Here is a 23,442-nt window from a genome sequence, read left to right as displayed (position 1 = left end):
CCTGTTTGATTTTTATTTTTTTATGTAATCCCCTATTAAACTTCCACCTCCAGAGCAATACCAGTTCAATACAAATCGGTCATCAGTTTGTTTTTCAATGGCATCAATTGTTATTTTGTTTGTTTTCTTAGTGATGATAACTGTTACAGGTCTTTTCCAATCTGTTGTTTTTATAAATATAGTGTCGTTTTTTAATAATCCTAATTTATTAAATTCGCAACCTTTTTTGTTGTTAATTGTTTTTGAATTTACTACAATACTGCAACTGTCTTGGTTTTTTAAGCTTTTAATATTTATTTCAACCCAATCGTTTGCCCCTTCTTTTTTTCCGTAAATATAGGTGCCTTCAAAGTTTGACATATTGCTTGCAGACGGTGTTTTTTCTTTTCCTGCTTCAAAAATAACCTTTCCGTCTTTTTCTAAAATTGTCATATTATGCCAATTTGTGTAATGGTAATGTTCGTTTTTGTAGTTTGCTCCAGAGGCCATAGTCGTGTCGAGAACCATTTCTATAATTTCTCCATTTAATTTTAGAGTTGCAGTGCTTTTTGTGTTGTTAAAATCGATGTCTAGCTTATTCCCTTTATTGTCTGTTTCGGAACTTGTAATAATTTCATCTGGAACTGTTTTTGTAACTTCAGAGTTGTTTTTACAAGAATTTAGAGTTAATGCTGTTAGCATTACGATCGATAAGATTTTTTTTTGCATTGTTACATTTTTATTTTTAATTGTACTACTCTTTTGGCTTTTGTTAATGCCGTTTTGTTTAATTTTCATTATTTGGGTATTACCACAAAGGTTCTGTCTTGCTTTACAAACAAAGTTCGCATAACTCCCTAACGCAAAATACTGTGATGATATAGAATTAAGTTGTTATTTTCTATCTCTGCAAAATTGCTGCCAATTTTTTGCCTGCGAGATGTTTTTTTTAATTTAAGCGTAAGTTTACAAGCATAAAACTAATCTTTTTTTTAGTTTTAAAGTTCTAATTTTTAAAGTTTTTTTTGCAAAAACAAACAAGATAGTTCTATATCGATTTCTTTTGTTTACAAGGGCTTTAATTTATTACCTGCTTAAGTTCTGATTTTTAAGTTTTTAAGTTTTATTTTTTAAAAAATAAATTATTTAAAGTAAATGTTTCGTTTTTTTATTATAGTTTTGTCCCAGAATTAGAAATACAATGAGAAAATTTAATATTATTCCTTCAATTATTATTGCAATTGTGATTATCACAACTGCAAAAGGAATGCTATAAAAATATAAAAAAGAATATTTGAAAGCCTTCCGAGAAATCAGGAGGCTTTTTTTATTAGATTAAAACAAAAAACATGACAACAAATACAATTATTATTATCAGCATTATTATTCGCTCTTTCGAGTGAGTCAGGCTGGTTATTCCAATTTTAAGCCTTTCTCATTCACTTGAGAAAGGCTTTTTTTTATTTTACACAAATACTATGACAACAAATACAATTATTATTATTATTAGCATTATTATTCGCTCTTTCGAGTGAGTTAGGCTGGTATGTTCCAATTTTAAGCCTTTCTCATTCACTTGAGAAAGGCTTTTTTTTATTCTATTTAAAAAACAATTAAAATAAACCAGATTATGTATTACAACAACAATACACTTATTTATCTCGACGGGAAATTTGTTAAAGCAAATGAAGCGACAACCGATTTATATAGTCAGACGCTACATTACGGTTACGGCGTATTTGAGGGTATTCGCGCCTATAAAACAGCGCATGGTACTCATGTCTTTAAAGCTCAGGAACATTATGAGCGATTAAAAAAATCAGCAGAACTTGTTAATATTCCATTTGGTTATGATGTGCAGGAATTAGTAGAGGCTACTTATGCGCTTTTAGAAAAGAACAACTTATCTGACGCTTATGTTCGTCCGTTAGTTTTCTGTGATCCAAACATGGCACTTGCTCGTCCTAACAAAGTTTCTGTAATGATTTGCGCTTGGGAGTGGGGCGCTTATTTAGGGGATAAACAATTGCGTCTAACGGTTTCTTCTTATTGTCGTCCGCATCCTCGTTCTATAAAAATTGAAGCAAAAGTTTGTGGTCATTATATAAACTCTATCCTTGCCACCAATGAAGCAAAAGACAAATCATTCGACGAAGCCTTATTGCTAGATAGCGATGATTATTTGGCAGAAGGTCCAGGTGCAAATCTCTTTTTTGAAAAAGACAGAAAGCTTTTTACGCCTCAATTGGGAAATATTTTACCTGGAATTACACGGGCAACTATTTTAGAATTAGCTGAAAAATTAGGAGTCGAAGTGATACAAGGACTTTTTACAACTAATGATTTAGAAGCGGCCGACAGTGCTTTTTATTGCGGAACAGCGGCCGAAGTCATAGGAATTGAATCTGTAGATGCAACTGTATTTCCTAAAGAATGGAGCAAAACATTGGGGAAAAAATTACAAGACGAATATTCGAAATTGGTTAGAAAATCAGAAAAAAAATAAGTATCAAACGATAATGAACACAATAAACAAATACAGTAAAACCATAACGCAAGACGAAACCCAACCAGCAGCACAAGCCATGCTTTATGGAATAGGGTTAACGGAAGCAGATATGTATAAAGCACAAGTAGGAATTGTAAGTACAGGTTATGAAGGTAATACTTGCAATATGCACTTGAACGATTTAGCCAAAGACGTAAAATTTGGAGTTGCATCTGAAAATTTAGTCGGATTAATATTTAATACTATAGGTGTAAGCGATGGTATCTCTAACGGTACAGATGGTATGCGATTTTCATTGGTATCTCGAGACATAATTGCAGACTCTATAGAAACAGTGGTTAGTGCACAATGGTACGATGCCGTTTTAGCCGTAGTGGGATGTGATAAAAATATGCCTGGATCTGTCATGGCTATGGGAAGACTAAATCGACCTGCTATAATGATATATGGTGGTAGTATTCATTCTGGAAAATGGAAAGGAGAATCCTTAAATATTGTGTCGGCTTTTGAAGCTTTGGGAAAAAAATTTAACAATACAATAACCCCAGAAGATTTTAAAGGTGTAATTAAAAACGCTTGTCCAGGTGCAGGTGCTTGTGGCGGAATGTACACCGCAAACACCATGGCTTCCGCAATTGAAGCTTTGGGGATGAGCTTACCATATAGTTCGTCTAATCCAGCTTTGAGCCAAGAAAAAAAACAAGAATGTTTAGATGCAGGCAAAGCAATCCGAGTTTTATTAGAAAAAGACATCAAACCTAAAGACATCATGACCAAAAAAGCCTTCGAAAATGCAATGACGATGGTGGTGGTTCTTGGTGGGTCTACAAATGCCGTTTTGCATTTAATAGCCATGGCACATTCAGTAGATATAGAATTAACCCTGCAAGACTTCCAAAAAACAAGTAACAACATTCCTGTTTTAGCAGATTTAAAACCAAGCGGAAAATACCTCATGGAAGATTTACACGCAGTGGGAGGGGTTCCTGCGGTTATGAAATATTTGCTAGAAAACAAGCTGTTACACGGTGATTGCTTAACAGTAACAGGGAAAACAGTAGCCGAAAATTTAGCAAATATCCCTAGTTTACATCAAGGACAAACTGTTTTTCTTCCTCTAAAAACGCCACTAAAAGCCACAGGACATTTGCAAATCCTTTACGGAAACCTAGCGCCAGAAGGGAGTGTTGCAAAAATAAGCGGCAACGAAGGTGATTTCTTTGAAGGGAAAGCCAAAGTTTATAATGATGAATATACCGTGATTGATGGCGTAAAAAACGGAGAGGTTGCCTCTGGAGATGTGGTTGTAATTAGATATTGCGGACCAAAAGGAGGACCGGGAATGCCAGAAATGCTAAAACCTACTTCCGCAATAATGGGAGCTGGTTTAGGAAAAAATGTAGCATTAATAACCGACGGAAGATTCTCGGGGGGAACTCATGGTTTTGTAGTGGGGCATATTACACCTGAAGCTTACGACGGAGGAACCATTGCGCTAGTAAAAGATGGTGATACAATTACCATTAATACTAAAAATAATACCATTCAATTAAAAGTTAGCGAAGAAGAATTAACCAAAAGAAAATCCGAATGGAAACAACCTAAACTTAAAGCTACCAAAGGTGTTTTGTATAAATATGCCCAATGTGTTTCAAGTGCATCTAAAGGTTGTGTAACCGATAATTAACTTTAATTAAAAAGGAAATGAATACAACAAAAATAACAGGCGCTCAGGCAGTAATGAGGTCCTTAGTTGCCGAAAATGTTACCACAATATTTGGTTATCCAGGAGGTGCTATAATGCCAATATACGACGCTTTGTATGATTATGAAGACACTCTAAATCATATTTTGGTGCGACACGAGCAAGGTGCCATTCATGCCGCACAAGGCTTTGCCAGAACTTCTAAAAAAACAGGTGTTGTATTTGCTACTTCTGGACCAGGAGCGACTAATTTAATAACCGGACTAGCAGATGCCTTAATCGATTCTACACCCTTGGTTTGCATCACAGGGCAAGTGGCTTCTCATTTGTTAGGCACCGATGCTTTTCAGGAAACCGATGTAGTAGGAATATCAATGCCTATAACCAAATGGAATTGTCAAGTTACCAAAGCAGCAGACATTCCTGCCGCAATAGCCAAAGCATTTTATATAGCACAATCAGGCCGGCCAGGACCAGTACTAATCGATATTACTAAAGATGCACAATTTGGGGAGATGGATTTTAAGTATGAAAAATGCACTTCAATTCGCAGTTATCATCCGAAACCGAAACTCAATAAAACCCTTGTTGAAGCAGCAGCAAAATTAATCGATAGTGCCAAAAAACCTTACCTGCTAATTGGCCAAGGAATAATGCTTTCTAATGCCGAAAATGAGTTATTGGCATTTGTTGAAAAAACAGGAATTCCCGTTGCCTCTACTTTATTAGGATTAGGTGCGTTTCCGCAAAATCATCTGCAATACGCAGGCTATTTAGGAATGCATGGCGATTATGCACCTAATATTAAAACCAACGAATGTGATGTGCTAATTGCTATCGGAATGCGTTTCGATGACCGAGTTACAGGAGATGTTTCAAGGTATGCTAAGCAAGCCAAAGTTATTCATGTAGATATTGATGCTTCAGAACTTAATAAAATAATAAAAGCTGATATTGGTATACATGCCGATGCAAAAGAAACGCTGTGTTTGTTAACAGATTTAGTACAAAAAAAACAACATACTACTTGGCTTCAGGAGTTTAAAGATGCTAAAAAAGTAGAGGTAGAAACTTTGCAAGAAAGCGAAAAAGAGCTTCATTCTGAGGAGCTTAAAATGGATGAAGTTATTAAAATGCTTTCAGAATTAACAAATGGAGAAGCCGTTGTGGTTACAGATGTAGGTCAGCACCAAATGATGACAGCACGCTATTATCAGTACAATAAAACCAAAAGCAATATCACTTCTGGCGGTTTGGGTACAATGGGATTTGCTCTTCCTGCTGCCATCGGAGCAAAATTTGGTGCTCCAGACAAACCCGTAATAGCCATTATCGGCGATGGAGGGTTTCAAATGACCTTACAGGAATTAGGAACAATTTTGCAAACTAAAGTAGATATTAAGATTATTATTCTGAACAATCGCTTCCTAGGAATGGTACGCCAATGGCAACAGATGTTCTTCGAAAAACGCTATTCTTTTACCAATATGGTAAGCCCAGATTTTGTTGCTCTTGCCAAAGCCTATAGCATCGAAGCCAAAAAAATTGAAGCAAGAGCAGATTTAAAAGAAAATTTATTAAAAATGATCAATCATAACGAATCTTATTTATTAGAAATCATGGTTGCAAAAGAAGAAAATGTTTTTCCTATGATGGCAACAGGAGCATCTGTATCAGAAATTCGACTAAATTAAATAAAAATGCAAACAACCTATACCATATCTGTATTTACTGAAAACAGTATCGGGATGATGAATCGTATTACCATCATTTTTACCCGAAGGCATTTAAATATTGATAGCATCACCGCTTCAGAATCGGAAGTAAAAGGTGTCTTTCGTTATACTATTGTTTTAAAAACAAGCAAAGAAAAAGTAGAAAAAGTAATTGGACAACTTGAAAAATTAATAGATGTTTTGAAAGCTTTTGCACACGAAGAATTCGAAATTGTTCATCAGGAAATTGCTCTTTACAAGATCCAAACAGGAACATTAGCAAACGGCGACATCGAGAAAGTAATACGAGAACATCATGCAAGAATTCTTACAGTAGATTCAAAATTTATGGTCATCGAAAAAACAGGGCACGCAGAAGAAACCCAATTACTCTTCGAAAAATTAAAACCTTTTGGCGTGTTAGAATTTGCAAGATCAGGTCGTGTAGCAGTTACAAAGCCTATGAAGCAATTAAGCACTTATTTAGAAGAGTTAGAAGAATCAAATAAAAAATAAATTAAATAAAAACAATTATGGCAACAATAAATTTTGGTGGGGTAGTAGAAAACGTAGTAAAACGTAATGAATTTCCTCTTGAAAAAGCGAAGGAAGTATTAAAAAATGAAACAGTAGCTGTTATAGGTTATGGCGTTCAAGGGCCAGGGCAAGCACTCAACCTAAAAGACAATGGCATCAATGTTATTGTAGGACAGCGAAAAGGAACCGATAGTTGGGATAAAGCAATTGCCGATGGTTGGCAAGAAAATGTTACATTATTCGAATTGGAAGCAGCCTGCGAAAAAGCAACCGTAGTGATGAATTTGCTTTCAGATGCTGGTCAAATACAAGCTTGGGAGGGGATGAAAAAATATTTAACAAAAGATAAAACTTTATATTTTTCACACGGTTTTGGGATTGCCTTTCAAGAAAAAACAGGCATAGTTCCACCTAAAGATGTCGATGTAGTTTTAGTTGCCCCAAAAGGATCTGGTACATCATTAAGAAGTTTATTTCTAAAAGGGCATGGGCTTAATTCTAGTTATGCCGTATATCAAAACGCTACCGGAAATGCAGTCGAAAAAGCACTAGCATTAGGTATAGCAATAGGTTCAGGTTATTTATTTGAAACTACTTTTCAAAAAGAAGCTTACAGCGATTTAACAGGCGAAAGAGGTGTGTTAATGGGAGCCATTGCTGGAATTTTTGAAGCGCAATATGCTGTTTTGCGCCAAAGAGGACATTCGCCAAGTGAAGCCTTTAACGAAACTGTAGAAGAATTAACACAAAGTTTAATGCCTTTGGTTGCGGAAAACGGAATGGATTGGATGTATGCAAATTGTTCTACCACAGCCCAACGTGGTGCTTTAGATTGGAAAGAAAAATTTAGAAAAGCAAATGAACCTCTGTTAAATGAATTATACGATAGCGTAGCTTCTGGTCGTGAAGCTGAAATAGTTATTGCAGCAAATAGTAAACCAGATTATCGAGTAAAATTGCAAGAAGAATTAGCCACTTTACAGCAAAGTGAGCTTTGGCAAACTGGTGTTGAGGTACGCAAATTAAGGCCAACCAAATCATGAGCTTATTAGATAAAATATACCAAGCTCAAAAAAATATCAACGGTGTAGCAGTAAATACACCGTTGGTAAAAAACGTAAATTTGAGCGATGAGTTTGCAGCAAATATTTACTTAAAAAGAGAAGATTTACAACCTGTACGCTCATATAAAATAAGAGGAGCGTACAACAAAATTGTATCTTTGTCAGAATCTGATCAAGAAAAAGGAGTTGTTTGCGCAAGCGCCGGAAACCATGCGCAAGGCGTGGCGTATGCGTGTAATAAGCTTAATATATCGGCAACAATATTTATGCCAGTTACAACTCCAAAGCAGAAAGTAAAGCAGGTCAAATTATTCGGGAAAGAAAAAGTAGAAATTGTATTAAAAGGTGATACTTTCGACGAATCGTTTCATGAAGCAAGTAGGTTTTGTAAAGCGCAAAAAGCCATATTTATTCATCCCTTTGATGATCAGGAAGTTATTGCTGGTCAGGGAACTGTCGCTTTAGAGTTGTTAAAAGACACACAGCAACCTATCGATTATTTGTTTGTCCCAATTGGCGGAGGCGGCTTAGCAGCAGGGCTTTGTCTTGTTTTTCAGCAACTGAGTCCAACAACTAAAATTATAGGTGTAGAACCCTCTGGTGCGGCATCTATGAAAACATCTATCGCAAATAAAAAAAATACCACTTTAAACGAAATAGATAAATTTGTTGATGGTGCAGCAGTAAAACGTGTTGGCGATTTAACCTTCGAGATATGTAAAGATGGTTTGCACGATATAATTTCAGTTCCAGAAGGGAAAGTTTGCACCACAATTTTGCGATTATATAATGAAGAGGCAATTGTAGTAGAACCCGCTGGTGCATTAACCATATCAGCTTTAGATTTTTATAAAGATAAAATTAAAGAAAAAAATGTAGTTTGCATTGTCAGTGGCAGTAATAATGACATCACAAGAACCGAAGAAATTAGAGAGCGTTCTTTATTATATGAAGGATTAAAACACTATTTTATAATTAATTTTCCGCAACGTCCAGGAGCATTAAAAGAATTTGTAAATGAGGTTTTAAGTCCTAATGATGATATAACTTATTTTCAATTTTCTAAAAAAAACAACAGAGAAAGTGGTCCAGCGGTGGTAGGAATTGAATTGAAAAATAAAAAAGATTTTATAAAAATTGATGAACAGTTAAAAAGAAGAAAATTTAATTATCGCTATTTAAATGACAACGAAGACTTATTTACACATTTAATAGGATAGGATTTCTAGCTTTTATTCTAAGCTTTATTTCGTGTATTTCATATCTCAAATGTACTGTTTGAAATTTAAAATATCACTCCCAACTATTAAGGGCTAAAATAGAAAGCTGTGAAACTCGACAATTAAAAAGTAATTCATTGAAAGTTATAGCATTAAATAAAAAATATTATTTTTGTAAAAAATAAAAAAAATGATAAAAAAATACTTTGAAGGATATAAAGGATTTCCAAAAGAAATATGGGTTTTAGCTTTGATTACTTTTGTAAACAGAGCAGGAACTATGGTGATTCCTTTTATGTCAAAATATCTAAAAGAAGGTCTTGGTTTTAGTTATTCGCAAATAGGTTGGATAATGGTTTTCTTTGGAATAGGATCTTTAATCGGCACTTTTTTAAGCGGAAAAATCTCTGACAAGATAGGTTCCTATAAAGTAATGGTATTCAGTCTTTTTACAAGTGGCTTAATCTTTATAGGTCTTCAATACGTTAAAACATTTAGCTTATTGTGTTTTGGAATAATGCTCTTAACAAGTGTTGCAGATATGTTTAGACCCGCAATGATGATAACATTAAATAGTTATGTGACTAAAAACCAAAGAACAAGAGCTTTATCATTAACTAGGGTCGCAATAAATCTCGGGTTTATATTTGGTCCTCTGCTAGGCGGTATCATCATTTCAGTTTTAGGGTACAACACCTTATTCTTTATTGACGGAGGGACTTGCATCTTGGCAGTTTTAATATTTGCGTATTTTGTAAAAGAAAAAAAGTTACTATACAAACTAAACTTAAAACATATAAGCTCCGATAATTATGCGCCTTTAAAAGATCATCCGTTCTTACTACACTGGCTTATTACTATGCTTACAGGTATTCTGTTTTTTCAGGTTTTTACTACATTGCCAATTTACCATAGAGCGCAATTTGGGCTAACCGAGTTTCATAGTGGTTTATTATTAGCTTTTAATGGATTGTTAATTTTACTCTTTGAAATACCAATCGTAAATTATGTTGAGAAAAATAAAATACCAAAAACACTTTTAATAATGATTGGATTAAGCATCATGAGTCTTAGTTATTTATTGCTTGCTACTATTAACCATCCTTTCGTTTTAATTGTAATGATGTTTTTTATGTCATTTGGAGTGATGTTAACATTTCCTTTTGCAAGTGCATTTGTAACCGCTAGAAGTCACAAAAACAGAGAAGGATTGTTTATGTCGTTTTTTCAAATGAGCTATGGTTTTGCCCATGTATTAAGTGCTAAAACTGGAATGGAAATTATTGATAAATTTGGATTTAGAGCCAATTGGTTTGTAAATTTTGCTATTGGAATAGTTGGGGTGTTATTATCATACATTCTATATCAGATGGTAAATAAAGAGCGAAAAAAAATAAAAGAAAATATAATAAATTCTATTTTTAAAGCTTCATAATAAACAAATATGCCTAAAAAATTGGTCAAAAATAGCACTTATGAAATCCAAGAAATTAAAGCATATAATTTTGAGAGTATTATAGAAATAATTCACGAATCTAAATTAATAGGCGAAGAGCTATTAAATATAGATGATGCGGTTTTGTTTATAAAAAGTAAATTAGAAAGAAATAAAGCAAAAATATACGCAACCTTTCAAGGTGTAAACCCAATTGGTTTTGTGGTTTTATTTGTAAAAATAAACCCTTTATCAGTCATAAAATACAATTGGCACATATCTTACCTTTACGTTAAACCAGAACACCGTAGAAATAAGATAGCTCAAGAAATGATGCTAAAATGTATAGATTATGCAAAAATAACAAAAGCAGAATATTTATCTTTAAACACTGGCACAGATAATTTTGCAGCACATAAGTTATATGAAAACCTTGGGTTTTACCGTCGTGATTTTATTGCTAATTATTTCTACTATGAACTTAATTTAAATCATTAAATCAATCCACTAATTTTTTCAATAAAAAAAACCAGCATAAGCTGGTTTTTTTTATTGAATTTGTAATGTTTTACAAATTACCTGAAATTTCTTTTTTGTACTTATTTAGCAAAGCTTTTGTCATGCCTAAATTTGCTTTTGATGCGTCTACCGCTAAATAAATAAAATACTCATTATTTTCAGATATATCAATAATATGTATTTGAGAAGATAAATTAATCAGGATATCATCAATCGATTGATTGAGACCTAACGCATTAATTGCATTTAGTTTAGCTTTTACAACTTCTAAATTAAAAGCGGCTGCTAATTCAGGATCAAAATCTTTATCCACTGATAGCGAATAATAAGAAACCCCACTTTTAATTTCGGTTACCGCTACAGCGATAAAACCAGAAACATTTTTTTTTAATTCCTCTCCAAATTGCTTTAAAAAATCCGACATGTTATATAAATGTATTAATTTAAATTAGATTGTGAAAATATGAATAATATAAAAAAATAAAAAATAAAATCGATTAAATGTTATAAAAATCGATTAAACGCACTAAAATAAAGAATGTGTTAATTCCTAGAAAATAAAAAAATAAATTCCATATAAGAATGTCAATAATAAAAAATCCACATTTTTAATAAAAACCGATTGAGATGGAATGATTTTTCTTTTTCTTTTTTGCTAAATATAAAGTTGTAATATTTTACTAAATTTATAGGTGTTAACTTCGTTTAAAGGAAAAAGATTAAAAAAAAAAGATTAAGCCAGAATGTGTTTCAAGCAATATAAAAAAACTCAAACCTATTACGATTATATTGCTATAATGTTAAAAAGACTCACAAAACAATGTTTTACAAATAAACAAAACACAAAGTAAATTCTCCTCTACGCAAATAAACCCACACCGCTACAAAATATTTATTGCATTTTAGTTAAAAACTATTCTATTCCTAATTTAGATTTATACCTTGTCTAGCAATAAATATTGTTCCCCCAAACAGAATAACTCAATAAAACCAATACCTTATTAAGTATTACCGCAATAATATAAAACAACAAACATTAATTTTACATGATTAATTTATGAAACCCTTTTATTTGTAGGCGAATTTCGTCATCTTTGTATGACACAAAGCTGATAATTTTCTTCTTTTTTTATGAAAAATTTAAAAAATGCCTTTTTTTACTTTACTGTTACTGGAGTTTTCACTGCTTTAATATATTGGGTTGTCGGACAAGGAAAAAACCTAGAAATAGGCCGAAAAATAATTTCGCCATCACTAAAACATACAGAATGGAATCAATTCTTAGATTCTATTAAGCATAATTTGCACCATCCTCTAGCCATTTTATTAGGGCAAATAATAACCATAATCATCGTAGCTCGTTTTTTTGGTTGGATTTTTAAAAAAATCGGACAACCATCAGTAATAGGAGAAATAATTGCAGGGATTTTTCTTGGCCCATCTGTTGTAGGAATGTATTTTCCCGAGTTTTCATTAGCATTATTCCCAACAGAATCCCTTGGAAACCTCCAGTTTTTAAGTCAAATTGGGCTAATTCTCTTCATGTTTGTTATAGGAATGGAATTAGACCTGAAAGTCCTAAAAAACAAAGCCAATGAAGCCGTAGTTATAAGTCATGCCAGCATAGTAATTCCCTTTGCACTAGGAATTTCTTTGGCTTATTTTGTGTATTACAGGTTTGCACCACAAGGTGTCGAGTTTTTATCTTTCAGTTTATTTATGGGAATAGCCATGAGTATTACTGCATTTCCTGTTCTGGCAAGAATTGTACAAGAAAGAGGCATTCATAAAACAAAATTAGGAAGCATTGTAATTACTTGTGCTGCAGCCGATGACATTACCGCTTGGTGCTTACTTGCCGCTGTTATTGCTATTGTAAAAGCAGGCTCTTTTATAAGTTCACTTTATGTAATTGCACTAGCGGTACTGTACGTTTTGCTCATGTTATTTATCGTAAAACCATTCTTCAAACGAGTAGGAGATTTATATTCGAATAACGAAAATTTAAGCAAACCTGTTGTTGCCATTTTTTTCCTAACACTTATCTTATCCTCATATTGCACTGAAGTAATTGGAATTCATGCCCTTTTTGGTGCTTTTATGACAGGTGTTATTATGCCAGATGTTTCTAAATTTAGAAACATTTTTATAGAAAAAGTAGAAGACGTATCCTTAATATTATTACTCCCACTATTCTTTGTTTTTACAGGATTACGCACCCAAATAGGATTAATTAACGACCCGTATTTATGGAAAATTACTGGATATATTATTCTAGTAGCCGTTATTGGTAAATTTATAGGAAGCGCTCTTGCTGCAAAATTTGTAGGACAAAACTGGAAAGACAGCTTAACAATTGGCGCTCTAATGAACACTCGAGGACTAATGGAACTTGTGGTTTTAAATATAGGTTACGATTTAGGTGTTCTAAATTCTGAAATATTTACCATGATGGTTATCATGGCATTAGTAACCACATTTATGACCGGACCTGCTTTAGACTTAATCAATTACATTTTCAAATCGAAAGGAATATTAACTCCCGAAGAAGATATAGATACAAATAAGTATAAAATTCTTGTTTCCTTTGGAAACTACGAAAAAGGAAAATCACTATTACGATTGGCCAATAGCCTCATTAAAAAGCAAAAAGACGTGTCGACCATAACCGCAATGCACTTATCAGTAAGCGACGAAATGCACGGCTTCAATTTAGAAGATTACGAAAAAGAAGCTTTTATCCCTATTATTGAAGAATCTAAATTATTAAATCAAGACATAAATACGATATACAAAGCCACCGTAGATATTGAAACTGATATTGCAGAAATAGCCAATAATGGCGATTATGATTTACTGTTAGTGGGGTTAGGAAAATCTATTTTCGAAGGAACTTTACTTGGAAAAGTATTAGGATTTACCACAAGAATTATAAATCCAGACCGATTATTAGATAAAATTACAGGAAAAGAACGTTTATTTACCAATTCTATTTTTGATGACAGAACACGTCAAATCATTGCAAAAAACAAAACACCATTAGGAATTCTTGTGGATAATGAACTAAATTATACCGACAAAATTTTCGTTCCTTTCTTCGGAACGGAAGATGCTTTTCTAGTCGATTATATACAGAAATTTGTTTACAACAACAATTCTAAAATTAAAATTATTGATATAAACAATCAGATAGAAAATAATTTTTTAATAAAAAATGCCATTCAAACCTTAGAAAAAACCTATCCAGATAATATCGCATTAGTAAATGAAAATCAAATCCTAAAATCATTTTTAATTAAACAAGATTTGATGGTTATTAGCCTAGATAGCTGGAAAAAATTAGTCGATTCGCAAAGCGTTTGGTTAAGTAATTTACCATCGGTATTAATTATTAAACCTTAAATTTAAAACCCAAAATCGATTTTAACACTTAATTTTACGGCAATATTATCCTCAAAATTAGGCAATTGGTTTGCTCCGTATCTGTAAAAAACTACAAATCCTAAACCTTGGTATATTTGGTTTAACTCGAATCCAGATTCTACATAACCTCTTTCTAAGGTTTTAATGGTTAAGTTTAAATGCCTATCGGCGTTAGCCAAACTTCCAATTCCGTATTTTGTAACTAGGGAAAAAACAGGCTTTATTTTTTTACTGATTTCAAATTTAGGAAACTGATGTTCTATCTGAAAAAAAGCATACTTGTTAGAAAAAAATTCATTATAATACATTGTTTCAAAACTATCTTTTCCCGCAAAAGTTATGCGTTGTATGACTTTGTCTTTAGATAAATTATTTGGCGAATGGTTGTAAATATTTGTTATTGGAATATCGCCAAAAGCGTAACCGCTTTCTACAAAGAACATTAATTTGTGATTAGAATTGAACTTTTTTTGGTAATCAAATCTAAAATCTACTTTACCAAAATCGAAATCATTACTCCACAATTTAGGAATTGTTTTAGAGAACTGAAGGGTAAATTTTGGGTAATTTTTATTTATTTCGATGGTTTTAGTTGGCGTTTGCATGTACTTACTAAACGGATTCCATTGCAAGGAAATAGTTACTAAAGTTGTTTTAAAATTTTTATACAAATTATCGTTTAGATTGTACAAATAATCGAATTTCGGAACAATACTACTTTGTGTAATTTGCCAAATACTCTCGGTTTTTGGAATAATTTTAGTTTCAACAAACCCTCTCCAAGTAACGTGATTGTAAAAAGTACTAATATTAAATGGCCGTGGATCGTAAATCTTAAAAGTGCGTTTATCGATATCGAAAGAAGTACTTGCAATTTCGCTCAAGTCGTCTTTATACGAAAAACCCAGCCAAGTTTCTGAGTAATTATCTACTCGAAATGAGTTGGCAACATAACCTTTGAAGAAGCCATCTTTTGTTCCGTAAACATAATACCCTTCTAATTTGTAGTTCTTCGCTAATTTTTCGTTAGTAATTCCTCCCATTCCTAACCTAAACCCCTCGTAGTTATTGTAACGAAAAACATAACGCAAATCGATATCGAAAAAACCAATTGGATAATAACCTTTTAGGACTTTACGTCCAATTTTAATCTTGTTTTCGTACTTTCGTTTCTGAATTAAACTATCTAATGAAAAGTAGGTTGCGCTACTCCTCACATCGGTCGAGTCATTAAAATAATTATACCAAAGTGGTTCTTTTTTTGAAATGGCTGTTTCACTTATTGATATAGCAATATCGGGCTGTTTTATTTTTGGAGTTTCGTTAAATTTTGGTTCGAAATAGGTAGTGTTAGATTTTATTTCTAGAAAATCTGAGGCATATTTTTTCGTTTTAGGATATAATTTAGCGTCATTGCCTTCAAAAGTAATGGTTTCGCCAAGTATTTTTATGGGGACTTTACTATTTCCTTTTTTTATAGACAGATTACTTTTTGCAGGAAACCAATTGTCTAATTGCTTATCGTACTGGAAATCATAATTGGATTTTATTTGTACTAATCCTGATACTTTTAATTGCATTTTTGCGAGGCTAAACTTTTTGGCATCTATAAACAAAACACCTTCTAACTGATACGCATTAGATTTTTTTTGGGGTACAAAAGAAATTTTATAAATTTTTCTGCCTTCTAAAAAAATGGTTTCTAAAAAAGTATAATCATATTTTTTTATTCCGTTATTAGAAATTGGACTTATATATTCTTTTTCTACTAGCGAGTATTCATCATCATAAACTGAAAAAGGTTGAAGTTGTAAAGCAAAATATTCGTAAATGGGTTCTTTGAAACCAGCCATTTTCGTAGCTAAAATTCTTTCCTTCTGGTGATTGTTTTTAACTTGAAATTTTGAAATTTTTTCCGTTTGATACAAATGCTGCTTGGTGATTATTTTTTTAAAAATATAATCAGAGGAATCTATCCTAGAGAACATTTTTTTCTTATGTTTGGTGGTAAAAACAGAATCTATCCTGCCTTCTATTAAATTAGGGTTTGCTGTTATAATGAGTTTGTTATAAGCTATAAACTGGTAATTTTTAGGATTATTTCTTGTTCTAAATAGAATTGTTTTCTTAATAATAGTATCTACAAGAGAGATGTTTTTTTGCGCAATGGTTTTTACATTAGCAAGAAAAAAAAGAAAAAAACATATAAAAAAAAGTCGCTTTTTTGAGGTCATAAGTTTCGTTCTATTAGTACAGAAACAGTTACAAATACAGTATAATTAAATAGAAAAATCTGAATTAGTTATATCATCAAAAAAAATTAAACCCAATTATGACAAAGTGACTGCCGAGTTTAAAATGAGTTTAGATTTATCGAAAACATTAATAAACAAAATCCCGCCTTGTAGATTGGTTACTGGAATTTCTCCTTCTACTTTTGTGTTTTTATTTTGATATTTAACTTTTAATAAAGTGCTGTAATTTAAAGTTTCATTTCCAAATTTCTCGAGATTTTTACTTCCCAAAACATTGTTTTTACTATCTATTATTTGAATATAAAAATCTTTAGTTGTTGGTTTTGCCAGATTATTTTCGGCAATCATAAAGCTAAATTTTATTAGGTTTATTTTGTTAGCATTGTCTGTTTCTATAAGCTTTCCTGAGCTTTTTAGTTTAAAAAAATTTGTTTTCAAATCGAAGAAATAAAGTTTAGAAGCATCGCTAATTTTGTTAGCTAATTTTACATTAGAAACAGTTAGTGTGTCATTTTTGTTTTTTTCTTTAATTAAGCTGGCGCTTGTTTTTGTTAAGTCGATATTTGTTTTTGCTAAAACGATGTTAGTACTGTCTATTTTTTTTTTGTATCTGTCTATTTCATTCAGCAATGATTTAATCCTAGCGTCTACATTATTTGCAGTTTTCTTATAATCTGCTATGTTTTTTTCTGTTATATTTTTCGAATTCAAATCGAGTATAAGCTGTTTTATCTTATCTTGTTCTGCTACTAATTTACTCGACAACATTTTATTAGAAGTCATGATCTGATTTAAAAACAATTGAGATTTTTCTAAATCTTTTAACATGTTCTCTTTATCTTCTCTAAGTGTTATAATTTCTTTTTTTGATCTACTAGTTATTTTGTAAGTATAAAAAAGACCTACAAGCATAGTACAGGCTAATAAAATTATTATTGTCTTGAAACTTTTATTATTTTGTGTTGCTTTCCTTTTTTTTGACATTTTTATTTTCGCCGTTTTTATTTTTGAAGTGATTGTTTTAATCGTCGGTTAAAGTACATTATTTCATTCTTTTTTCGAGTGTTTCAAATGTAATATTTTTATCTAATTTATAGTAAAGCATTATACCTATAACTCCTATACCCCCCATTAGTAACCAATTATAAAAGTAATTGAAATTTTCGATAACGCTAAAGCCAATTTTTGGACTTAATATTTGTGCAGCGCTAAAACTCATAGCGTAAAAAGCCATATATTTTCCTTCTTGTCCCTGAACAGCTCGTGTAAAAGCAAAACTATTAGAAAATGAAAAAAGCAAGATTTGCCCTAAGGTTATTAGAAAAATACTAATAATTATTACAAATACTGATTTTGAAATTAGTAAAAACAAAAATCCAGAAGTCATAAATACAGAACCCTGCAATATTATCTTAGTTATTTGTGTTTTTTTTCTTTCTAGAAAACCTATTAGAGGCATTTCGAAAAGAAATATTATCAATCCGTTTAATGCAAGTAGCATTCCTATTTCAAACTCATTAAGCTTTAATTTGTCTGAGTTGTATAATGGCATTGTTGTAAATAATTGAAAAAACAGAAAAGCGGTTAAGAAACTAGCCAAAAGAAAAATGATGTAATTAGTGTCTGTTTTTATTTTTTTATTTATTACCTTCTCTTTTTCCCTGTCTCTAGTTATTTTTTGTCGAGCTCTGGTTATGTTATTCTCATCTATAAGCAACATAAAAACAGAAATTGCTATAATACAAGTTAGTCCATCTATCCAGAAAAGCATGTCGTAATCATCTTTTTGTATAACTAGCCCTGCAATTATTGGCCCTGAAACTATACCCAAATTTACGGCTAATCGAACTAAGGTTAATGCCCTAGTTCTGTTTTTTCTATTGGTAAAGTTAGATACTGCTACATACATTGCAGGTTTATACATATCGGCAATTGCGGTTACTAGAAATAAACCGATGCATATTTCTACAAAATCGCATAAAAACATTAAGGATATGATACCAAAACCTGTTAAGAAAAGACTTGCAAGCATGATGGTATAAAACCCTAATATATCGGTTAGTTTTCCGCCAATCCAGTTTCCAAATAATGCTCCAACGCCTATACAAACAAGCATCCAACCTATTTGGGTTAAATTAAAAAAAAGATTATCATGTAAATATTTGGTTAGAAACAACATGACCATAGCGCCTGCTCGATTAATGTAGGTTATTAATGTTAGAACCCAAACCTCTTTCGAAAAACCTTTAAAGTTATCAAAATAAGCATTAAAATAGCTTTTCATTTTTTTAGTTTTTAGTTTTTAGTTTTTTATTACGAAATAGGGGCTAACTTCTTGATTTTATTCTCATCATTTAATTACATGACAGTCGATTTATATTTTTTTTTTTGAGGCCAACAATCTAATTTTAATCGTAAATCTGTGCTGGTTATTTTTTTTAACGTTTACCACTTGGTATTGGTTAGAATTAAGCAAAACTATTAATAAATTTTTTTTATTTTTTTAGACCGATCAGCAATATAAGATACAAGCCATGCAATTTGTCCTTCTTTAGCAAAATATAATTTTTTACTATTTACTTTTGGAATTGCTTCAAGACAAACCAAAAGGATATTACTCCCAGATATTAGGTGTTTTTGCGAATAGGTTTTTAGCACTTTTTCTACATCTTTATCTGTTTTTGCTAATTCTTCAAATTTTCTGAAGTTGTTTTTTAGAACTGCATCATAATTGAGTACATCTTCTAAATTAAATTTATTAAAATTTTCTTTTGCTACGCCATTATAAAGTGTATAAAAAGCCCAGACTGCACCGCCAGACATGAATATTTTATCTTTTACTAAAGCAACTGGACTAGCATTATACATAGCATTTACTTGGTCTCGCAATGTAGGGAGAAACCCGAATGATTTGTCGTTATATTCTGAAATATCGTCTTTACGTGTTTTCTTTATTACCGCTTCCGTTAGTGTTATGGTTCCGTAATTAACACTTAATGGAAAAAACACAAAAGTATCATTATTCCTAACATCTATATAGCCGCCTTTAGTGTTTCCGCCGCCTATATCTAGAATAATAGAGTCTTTATAATCTGAAGGTGGAACACACCCTTTTAGCAGCATTTTTCCTTCTGTTTGAGCATCAATAAAATCTAGATTTTTATTTATTGACAATTTAACTTTATCTATTAATTCCTGTGTATTATTTGCCATGGCAACACCAGAGGATCCAACTATAAAGATATTTTCGTCGGTTACTTTAAAATCATTTTTTATTTTTATGTAATTAGAAAGTACTGTTGCTGCTGCTTTATCTATATCTTCTTTGGCTAAATTTCCATCGATAGCGATTCCTTTTGCAATTCCTATGTTTTCAGACCAATACGATTTAATCTCAAAATCTCCTCTTCGGATATTTTTAACATCTAAAACAGACATTTTAATTCCTTTACTACCTATTTCAATTCCAGCAAATAGATTTTCTGGTGTTTCTTGTGAAAACGATAAATTTTGAAAAAAAAATGAAAATATAACGATATTGAGAAGTGTTTTTCTAATATTCATTGCAGGTTAACTTTTAAATTAAAAAACATATTTTTAGTTTTATGGGGAAGTAAATTTATCAAAATAATTTTAAGAAACATATTAATTCCCCTTGAAAATTAAAAAAATCCGCTAAGCTTTTAATCTTAACGGATTTTAGTATGTGTTTTTAACGAAAAACTAAACCTTCATTATTTCGGCCTCTTTAACTACTAATAGTTCATCTACTTTTCTGATAAAACTATCTGTTAGTTTCTGAACGCTTTCCTCGGCAATTTTACAAGCATCTTCAGATGTTCCTTCTTTTTCTAATTTTTTTATGTCTGAATTAGAATCTTTACGAACATTACGAACACCTATTTTCGCGTCTTCGGCTTCGGTTTTTGCTTGTTTTGCAAGCTCACGCCTTCTTTCTTCGGTAAGTGGCGGAACACTAATGATGATTACATCTCCATTATTCATTGGATTAAAACCAATATTAGCTATCATAATTGCTTTCTCAATTACTTGCAACATGTTTTTTTCGAAAGGCTGTAATGTAATTGTTCTGGCATCTGGCACGCTAATTTTTGCTACTTGCGAAAGTGGTGTTACCGAACCATAATAATCTACAAAAACACTTCCTAACATGGCTGGCGAAGCTTTTCCTGCACGAATATTTAAAAATTCTTTTTCTAAATGGGCAATAGAACCTTCCATAGATTCTTTGGTGCTATCGAGAATAAAATCAATTTCTTCAGTCATTTTTTTTTTTTAGATTTTTAGATTTTTCGAAAAATCGAACTCCTTATTATATATTTACTACTGTTCCTATGTTTTCTCCTTTGCAAATTTTGAGCAAATTTCCTTCTTTGTTCATATCAAAAACAATGATAGGCAATTTATTTTCTTGACTTAAAGTGAATGCAGTGGTGTCCATCACGTTCAATCCTTTTTTTAGTACATCTTCGAATGAAATGTTGTCAAATTTTACTGCATCTTTATTTTTTTCTGGATCTACATTATAAATACCATCTACTCTAGTTCCTTTTAGAATCACATCTGCATCAACCTCAACACCTCTTAAAACTGCAGCGGTATCTGTTGTAAAATATGGATTTCCTGTTCCTGCGCCAAAAATAACAATTCTGTTTTTTTCTAAATGTCTTACGGCTCTGCGCTTGATGTAAGGTTCTGCAATAGCTTCTATTTTTAAGGCTGTTTGCAAACGAGTAAGCATTCCTTTTTCTTCGAGTGCGCCTTGCAATGCCATTCCGTTTATGACTGTGGCAAGCATTCCCATGTAATCTCCCTGAACCCTATCCATACCATTACTGGCTCCTGCAATGCCTCTAAAAATATTTCCTCCTCCAATAACTATGGCGATTTGAACTCCTAAATCATGAATTTGCTTTATTTCATCAGCATATTCTGCTAAACGTTTTGGATCTATTCCGTATTGACGGTCTCCCATTAGTGCTTCTCCACTTAATTTTAGTAGAATTCTTTTGTATTTCATTGCCGTTTTGTACTTGTTTTGTGTTGCAAATATAAAGATATTCTTCGGTTTTATAAAAACCGATTTAATTTTATTAAAACTTCAGCTTCCTAAAATCCCAATATAAAGTATCAAAAAGGACTAATTCGTTTTTTAAAACTGGCAAATCTATAATCAATTTCAAGGTTTCGTGCCCCATCATTGTACCAATAATTCCTGGAAGTGTTCCTATCACGCCGTTTAAGTTACAATTAGGAACATCGCTAGAATTGGGTGGTTCAGGAAATAAGTGTCGAAGGTTTTTGCTTCCGTTGTGATTAAAAATGGCCATTTGTCCTTGATATTTCAAAATACTACCGTAAACCAATGTCTTTCCTAGGGCTACACAAGTATCGTTAACTAAATAACGAGTCTCAAAATTATCGCATCCGTCGAGAACTACATCAAATTTTTGAATAATTTGAGTTGCGTTTTCAAAAGTTAATTTCTCATCGAAAGCAATAATATCGATTAATGGGTTTAGTTTTTCTAGCCTCTCTTTTGCTGTTAAGGCTTTCGATAAACCTACTTGCTTTTCCGTATATAAAATTTGACGGTGCAAATTGTGCATTTCAATTTTATCAAAATCTACAATTCCAATAGTACCAACTCCTGCTGTAGAAATATATTGTAAAACAGGGCAACCCAACCCTCCTGCTCCAATGACTAAAACCTTTGCTTTTTTAAGTTTTTCTTGTCCGGAATCGCCTATCTCTGGCAACATTGTCTGTCGGTTGTATCGTAAAAATTCTTGTATTTTACTCATGTTTTATAAAATCTAAAATCATTAATCTACTGTTGCATAACTTTTGTCCCAATCTTTCCAAACTGGTTCGTATCCTTGACTAGAAATGAGTTTTGCTATTTCTTGAGCAGAACGCTCGTCACTGATTTCAAATTGCTCTAAAGATTGCTGATCTACTACATAACCACCCGGATTTGTTTTAGAACCGGCACTCATGCTGGTAATTCCCAACGGAATTATATTATTACGAAATTTTTCGTTCTCTCGTGTAGATAGCGAAATTTCTAAGTCTTCATTCCACAAACGATACGCACAAATGAGTTGGGCCAAGTCCTTGTCGCTCATTATAAAATTAGGTTTAATAACCCCTTCAGCGGGACGTAATCTTGGAAAAGAAACGGTGTATTTGGTTTGCCAATAGGTTTTTTGTAAATAATCTATATGCAAGGCGTTAAAAAAACTATCGGTTCGCCAATCTTCCAATCCCAACAAAACGCCCAATCCAATTTTGTGCATTCCTGCCATTCCTACTCTGTCAGGAGTTTCTAATCTGAAGTCGAAATTAGATTTTTTTCCTTTGGTATGATATGTTTTGTACACATCACGATGGTAGGTTTCCTGATATACTAAAACAGAATAAACACCAGCTTCGTGCAATTGTTTGTATTCTTCGACTGATAAAGGTTGCACTTCGACCGAAATTGTCGAAAAATCCTTTTTTATTTGCGCTACTGATTTCAAAAAATAATTAATATTTACCGTATAATTAGCTTCTCCAGTTACTAACAAAACATGATCGAATCCTGCTTTTTTTAAGACTTCTACTTCTAATGTAATTTCACTTTCGGTAAGTGTTTTTCGTTTAATTTTGTTGTTTAAACTAAAACCGCAATAGGTGCAAATATTTTGACATTCGTTACTTAAATATAAAGGCGCATACATTTGAATAGTTTTGCCAAAGCGTTTTTGTGTTAATTCACTACTTAATTGCGCCATTTGTTCTAAAAAAGGCTGAGCAGCAGGCGAAATTAAAACCAAGAAATCATTTAGATTGCGTTTGTTTTTAGACAAAGCCCGTTCGACTTCCGTTGCTGTAGTCTGATATATTTTGTTTTGAATGGTATCCCAATCATAACTTTCAAAAATTGAGTTAAATGTGTTCATTTGTTTTGTTTTCTCACACAAATTAAATTGTTATTTCAAATCTGTAGTTTCTTATTCTGCTTCAATTGCCGTTAAGTTTAACCAATACATGATAATTTATTTTTGCGCATTGA

19 protein-coding genes are annotated in these 23,442 nt (G+C 32.1%); 9 read left to right on the top strand and 10 right to left on the bottom strand.

All coding sequences use genetic code 11. The features are described from left to right. Nucleotides 1-12: 12 nt before the first annotated feature. The gene (locus tag B0A57_RS04825; RefSeq protein ID WP_162179042.1) at nt 13-708 is read right to left on the bottom strand and encodes a hypothetical protein; all 696 of its coding nucleotides are present in this window, start codon (nt 706-708) and stop codon (nt 13-15) included. Between the two features lie 901 nt (nt 709-1,609). Between B0A57_RS04825 and B0A57_RS04820 the strand changes: the two genes are divergently transcribed. The 8 genes from B0A57_RS04820 (at nt 1,610) to B0A57_RS04785 (ending at nt 10,662) form a co-directional block, all read left to right on the top strand. Continuing rightward, nucleotides 1,610-2,485, top strand: a complete 876-nt coding sequence (locus B0A57_RS04820; protein WP_034099011.1) for a branched-chain amino acid transaminase — start codon at nt 1,610-1,612, stop codon at nt 2,483-2,485. A 13-nt stretch (nt 2,486-2,498) separates the two neighbouring features. After that, on the top strand, nt 2,499-4,175 hold the full coding sequence (gene ilvD / locus B0A57_RS04815) for a dihydroxy-acid dehydratase (RefSeq protein ID WP_011962618.1): 1,677 nt from the start codon (nt 2,499-2,501) through the stop codon (nt 4,173-4,175). Nucleotides 4,176-4,192: 17 nt separating this feature from the next. Continuing rightward, nucleotides 4,193-5,887, top strand: a complete 1,695-nt coding sequence (gene ilvB, locus B0A57_RS04810; RefSeq protein WP_011962617.1) for a biosynthetic-type acetolactate synthase large subunit — start codon at nt 4,193-4,195, stop codon at nt 5,885-5,887. 6 nt (nt 5,888-5,893) lie between these two features. Next, complete coding sequence (gene ilvN, locus B0A57_RS04805) at nt 5,894-6,424, top strand: acetolactate synthase small subunit (RefSeq protein WP_011962616.1); 531 nt, start codon at nt 5,894-5,896, stop codon at nt 6,422-6,424. 17 nt (nt 6,425-6,441) lie between these two features. Continuing rightward, nucleotides 6,442-7,488, top strand: a complete 1,047-nt coding sequence (gene ilvC / locus B0A57_RS04800) for a ketol-acid reductoisomerase (RefSeq protein WP_011962615.1) — start codon at nt 6,442-6,444, stop codon at nt 7,486-7,488. Continuing rightward, on the top strand, nt 7,485-8,729 hold the full coding sequence (gene ilvA, locus B0A57_RS04795) for a threonine ammonia-lyase IlvA (RefSeq protein ID WP_011962614.1): 1,245 nt from the start codon (nt 7,485-7,487) through the stop codon (nt 8,727-8,729). The genes ilvC and ilvA overlap by 4 nt, the downstream gene beginning before the upstream one ends. 190 nt (nt 8,730-8,919) lie before the next feature. Beyond that, on the top strand, nt 8,920-10,164 hold the full coding sequence (locus tag B0A57_RS04790; protein ID WP_034099014.1) for an MFS transporter: 1,245 nt from the start codon (nt 8,920-8,922) through the stop codon (nt 10,162-10,164). A 21-nt stretch (nt 10,165-10,185) separates the two neighbouring features. Beyond that, a complete protein-coding gene (locus B0A57_RS04785; protein WP_227030937.1) occupies nt 10,186-10,662 on the top strand; it encodes a GNAT family N-acetyltransferase in 477 nt (158 codons plus the stop codon). Nucleotides 10,663-10,732: 70 nt separating this feature from the next. Here B0A57_RS04785 and B0A57_RS04780 read toward each other — a convergent pair whose 3' ends face one another. Next, nucleotides 10,733-11,107, bottom strand: a complete 375-nt coding sequence (locus B0A57_RS04780; protein WP_034099016.1) for a hypothetical protein — start codon at nt 11,105-11,107, stop codon at nt 10,733-10,735. Between the two features lie 707 nt (nt 11,108-11,814). Here B0A57_RS04780 and B0A57_RS04775 point away from each other — a divergent pair. Next, nucleotides 11,815-14,085 carry a cation:proton antiporter domain-containing protein gene (locus B0A57_RS04775; RefSeq protein WP_011962610.1) on the top strand — a complete coding sequence of 757 codons (2,271 nt, stop codon included), beginning with the start codon at nt 11,815-11,817 and terminating at the stop codon, nt 14,083-14,085. A 2-nt stretch (nt 14,086-14,087) separates the two neighbouring features. On the opposite strand, the gene B0A57_RS04770 is transcribed toward B0A57_RS04775, so the two are convergent. From B0A57_RS04770 to thiH, 8 genes are all read right to left on the bottom strand, one after another. Further along, the gene (locus B0A57_RS04770; RefSeq protein WP_038466028.1) at nt 14,088-16,340 is read right to left on the bottom strand and encodes a DUF5686 family protein; all 2,253 of its coding nucleotides are present in this window, start codon (nt 16,338-16,340) and stop codon (nt 14,088-14,090) included. A 96-nt stretch (nt 16,341-16,436) separates the two neighbouring features. Further along, nucleotides 16,437-17,345 (bottom strand): hypothetical protein, encoded by a 909-nt coding sequence (locus B0A57_RS04765; RefSeq protein WP_052079077.1) that lies wholly within the window; start codon nt 17,343-17,345, stop codon nt 16,437-16,439. Between the two features lie 58 nt (nt 17,346-17,403). Next, complete coding sequence (locus tag B0A57_RS04760; protein WP_034099018.1) at nt 17,404-18,645, bottom strand: MDR family MFS transporter; 1,242 nt, start codon at nt 18,643-18,645, stop codon at nt 17,404-17,406. 197 nt (nt 18,646-18,842) lie between these two features. Next, nucleotides 18,843-19,925, bottom strand: coding sequence for a Ppx/GppA phosphatase family protein (locus B0A57_RS04755; protein ID WP_034099020.1), 1,083 nt, complete (start codon nt 19,923-19,925; stop codon nt 18,843-18,845). A gap of 159 nt (nt 19,926-20,084) precedes the next feature. Then, the gene (frr, locus tag B0A57_RS04750) at nt 20,085-20,648 is read right to left on the bottom strand and encodes a ribosome recycling factor (protein ID WP_034099021.1); all 564 of its coding nucleotides are present in this window, start codon (nt 20,646-20,648) and stop codon (nt 20,085-20,087) included. A 46-nt stretch (nt 20,649-20,694) separates the two neighbouring features. Next, a complete protein-coding gene (pyrH, locus tag B0A57_RS04745) occupies nt 20,695-21,402 on the bottom strand; it encodes a UMP kinase (RefSeq protein ID WP_011962604.1) in 708 nt (235 codons plus the stop codon). Between the two features lie 73 nt (nt 21,403-21,475). Continuing rightward, on the bottom strand, nt 21,476-22,186 hold the full coding sequence (locus B0A57_RS04740) for a HesA/MoeB/ThiF family protein (RefSeq protein ID WP_011962603.1): 711 nt from the start codon (nt 22,184-22,186) through the stop codon (nt 21,476-21,478). Between the two features lie 21 nt (nt 22,187-22,207). Further along, nucleotides 22,208-23,329 (bottom strand): 2-iminoacetate synthase ThiH, encoded by a 1,122-nt coding sequence (gene thiH, locus B0A57_RS04735; protein ID WP_034099023.1) that lies wholly within the window; start codon nt 23,327-23,329, stop codon nt 22,208-22,210. Nucleotides 23,330-23,442 lie beyond the last annotated feature (113 nt).

Source organism: Flavobacterium psychrophilum DSM 3660 = ATCC 49418 (genome assembly GCF_002217405.1).
Taxonomy (GTDB): Bacteria; Bacteroidota; Bacteroidia; order Flavobacteriales; family Flavobacteriaceae; genus Flavobacterium; species Flavobacterium psychrophilum.
This window is presented reverse-complemented; position numbering and strand designations above follow the sequence as displayed.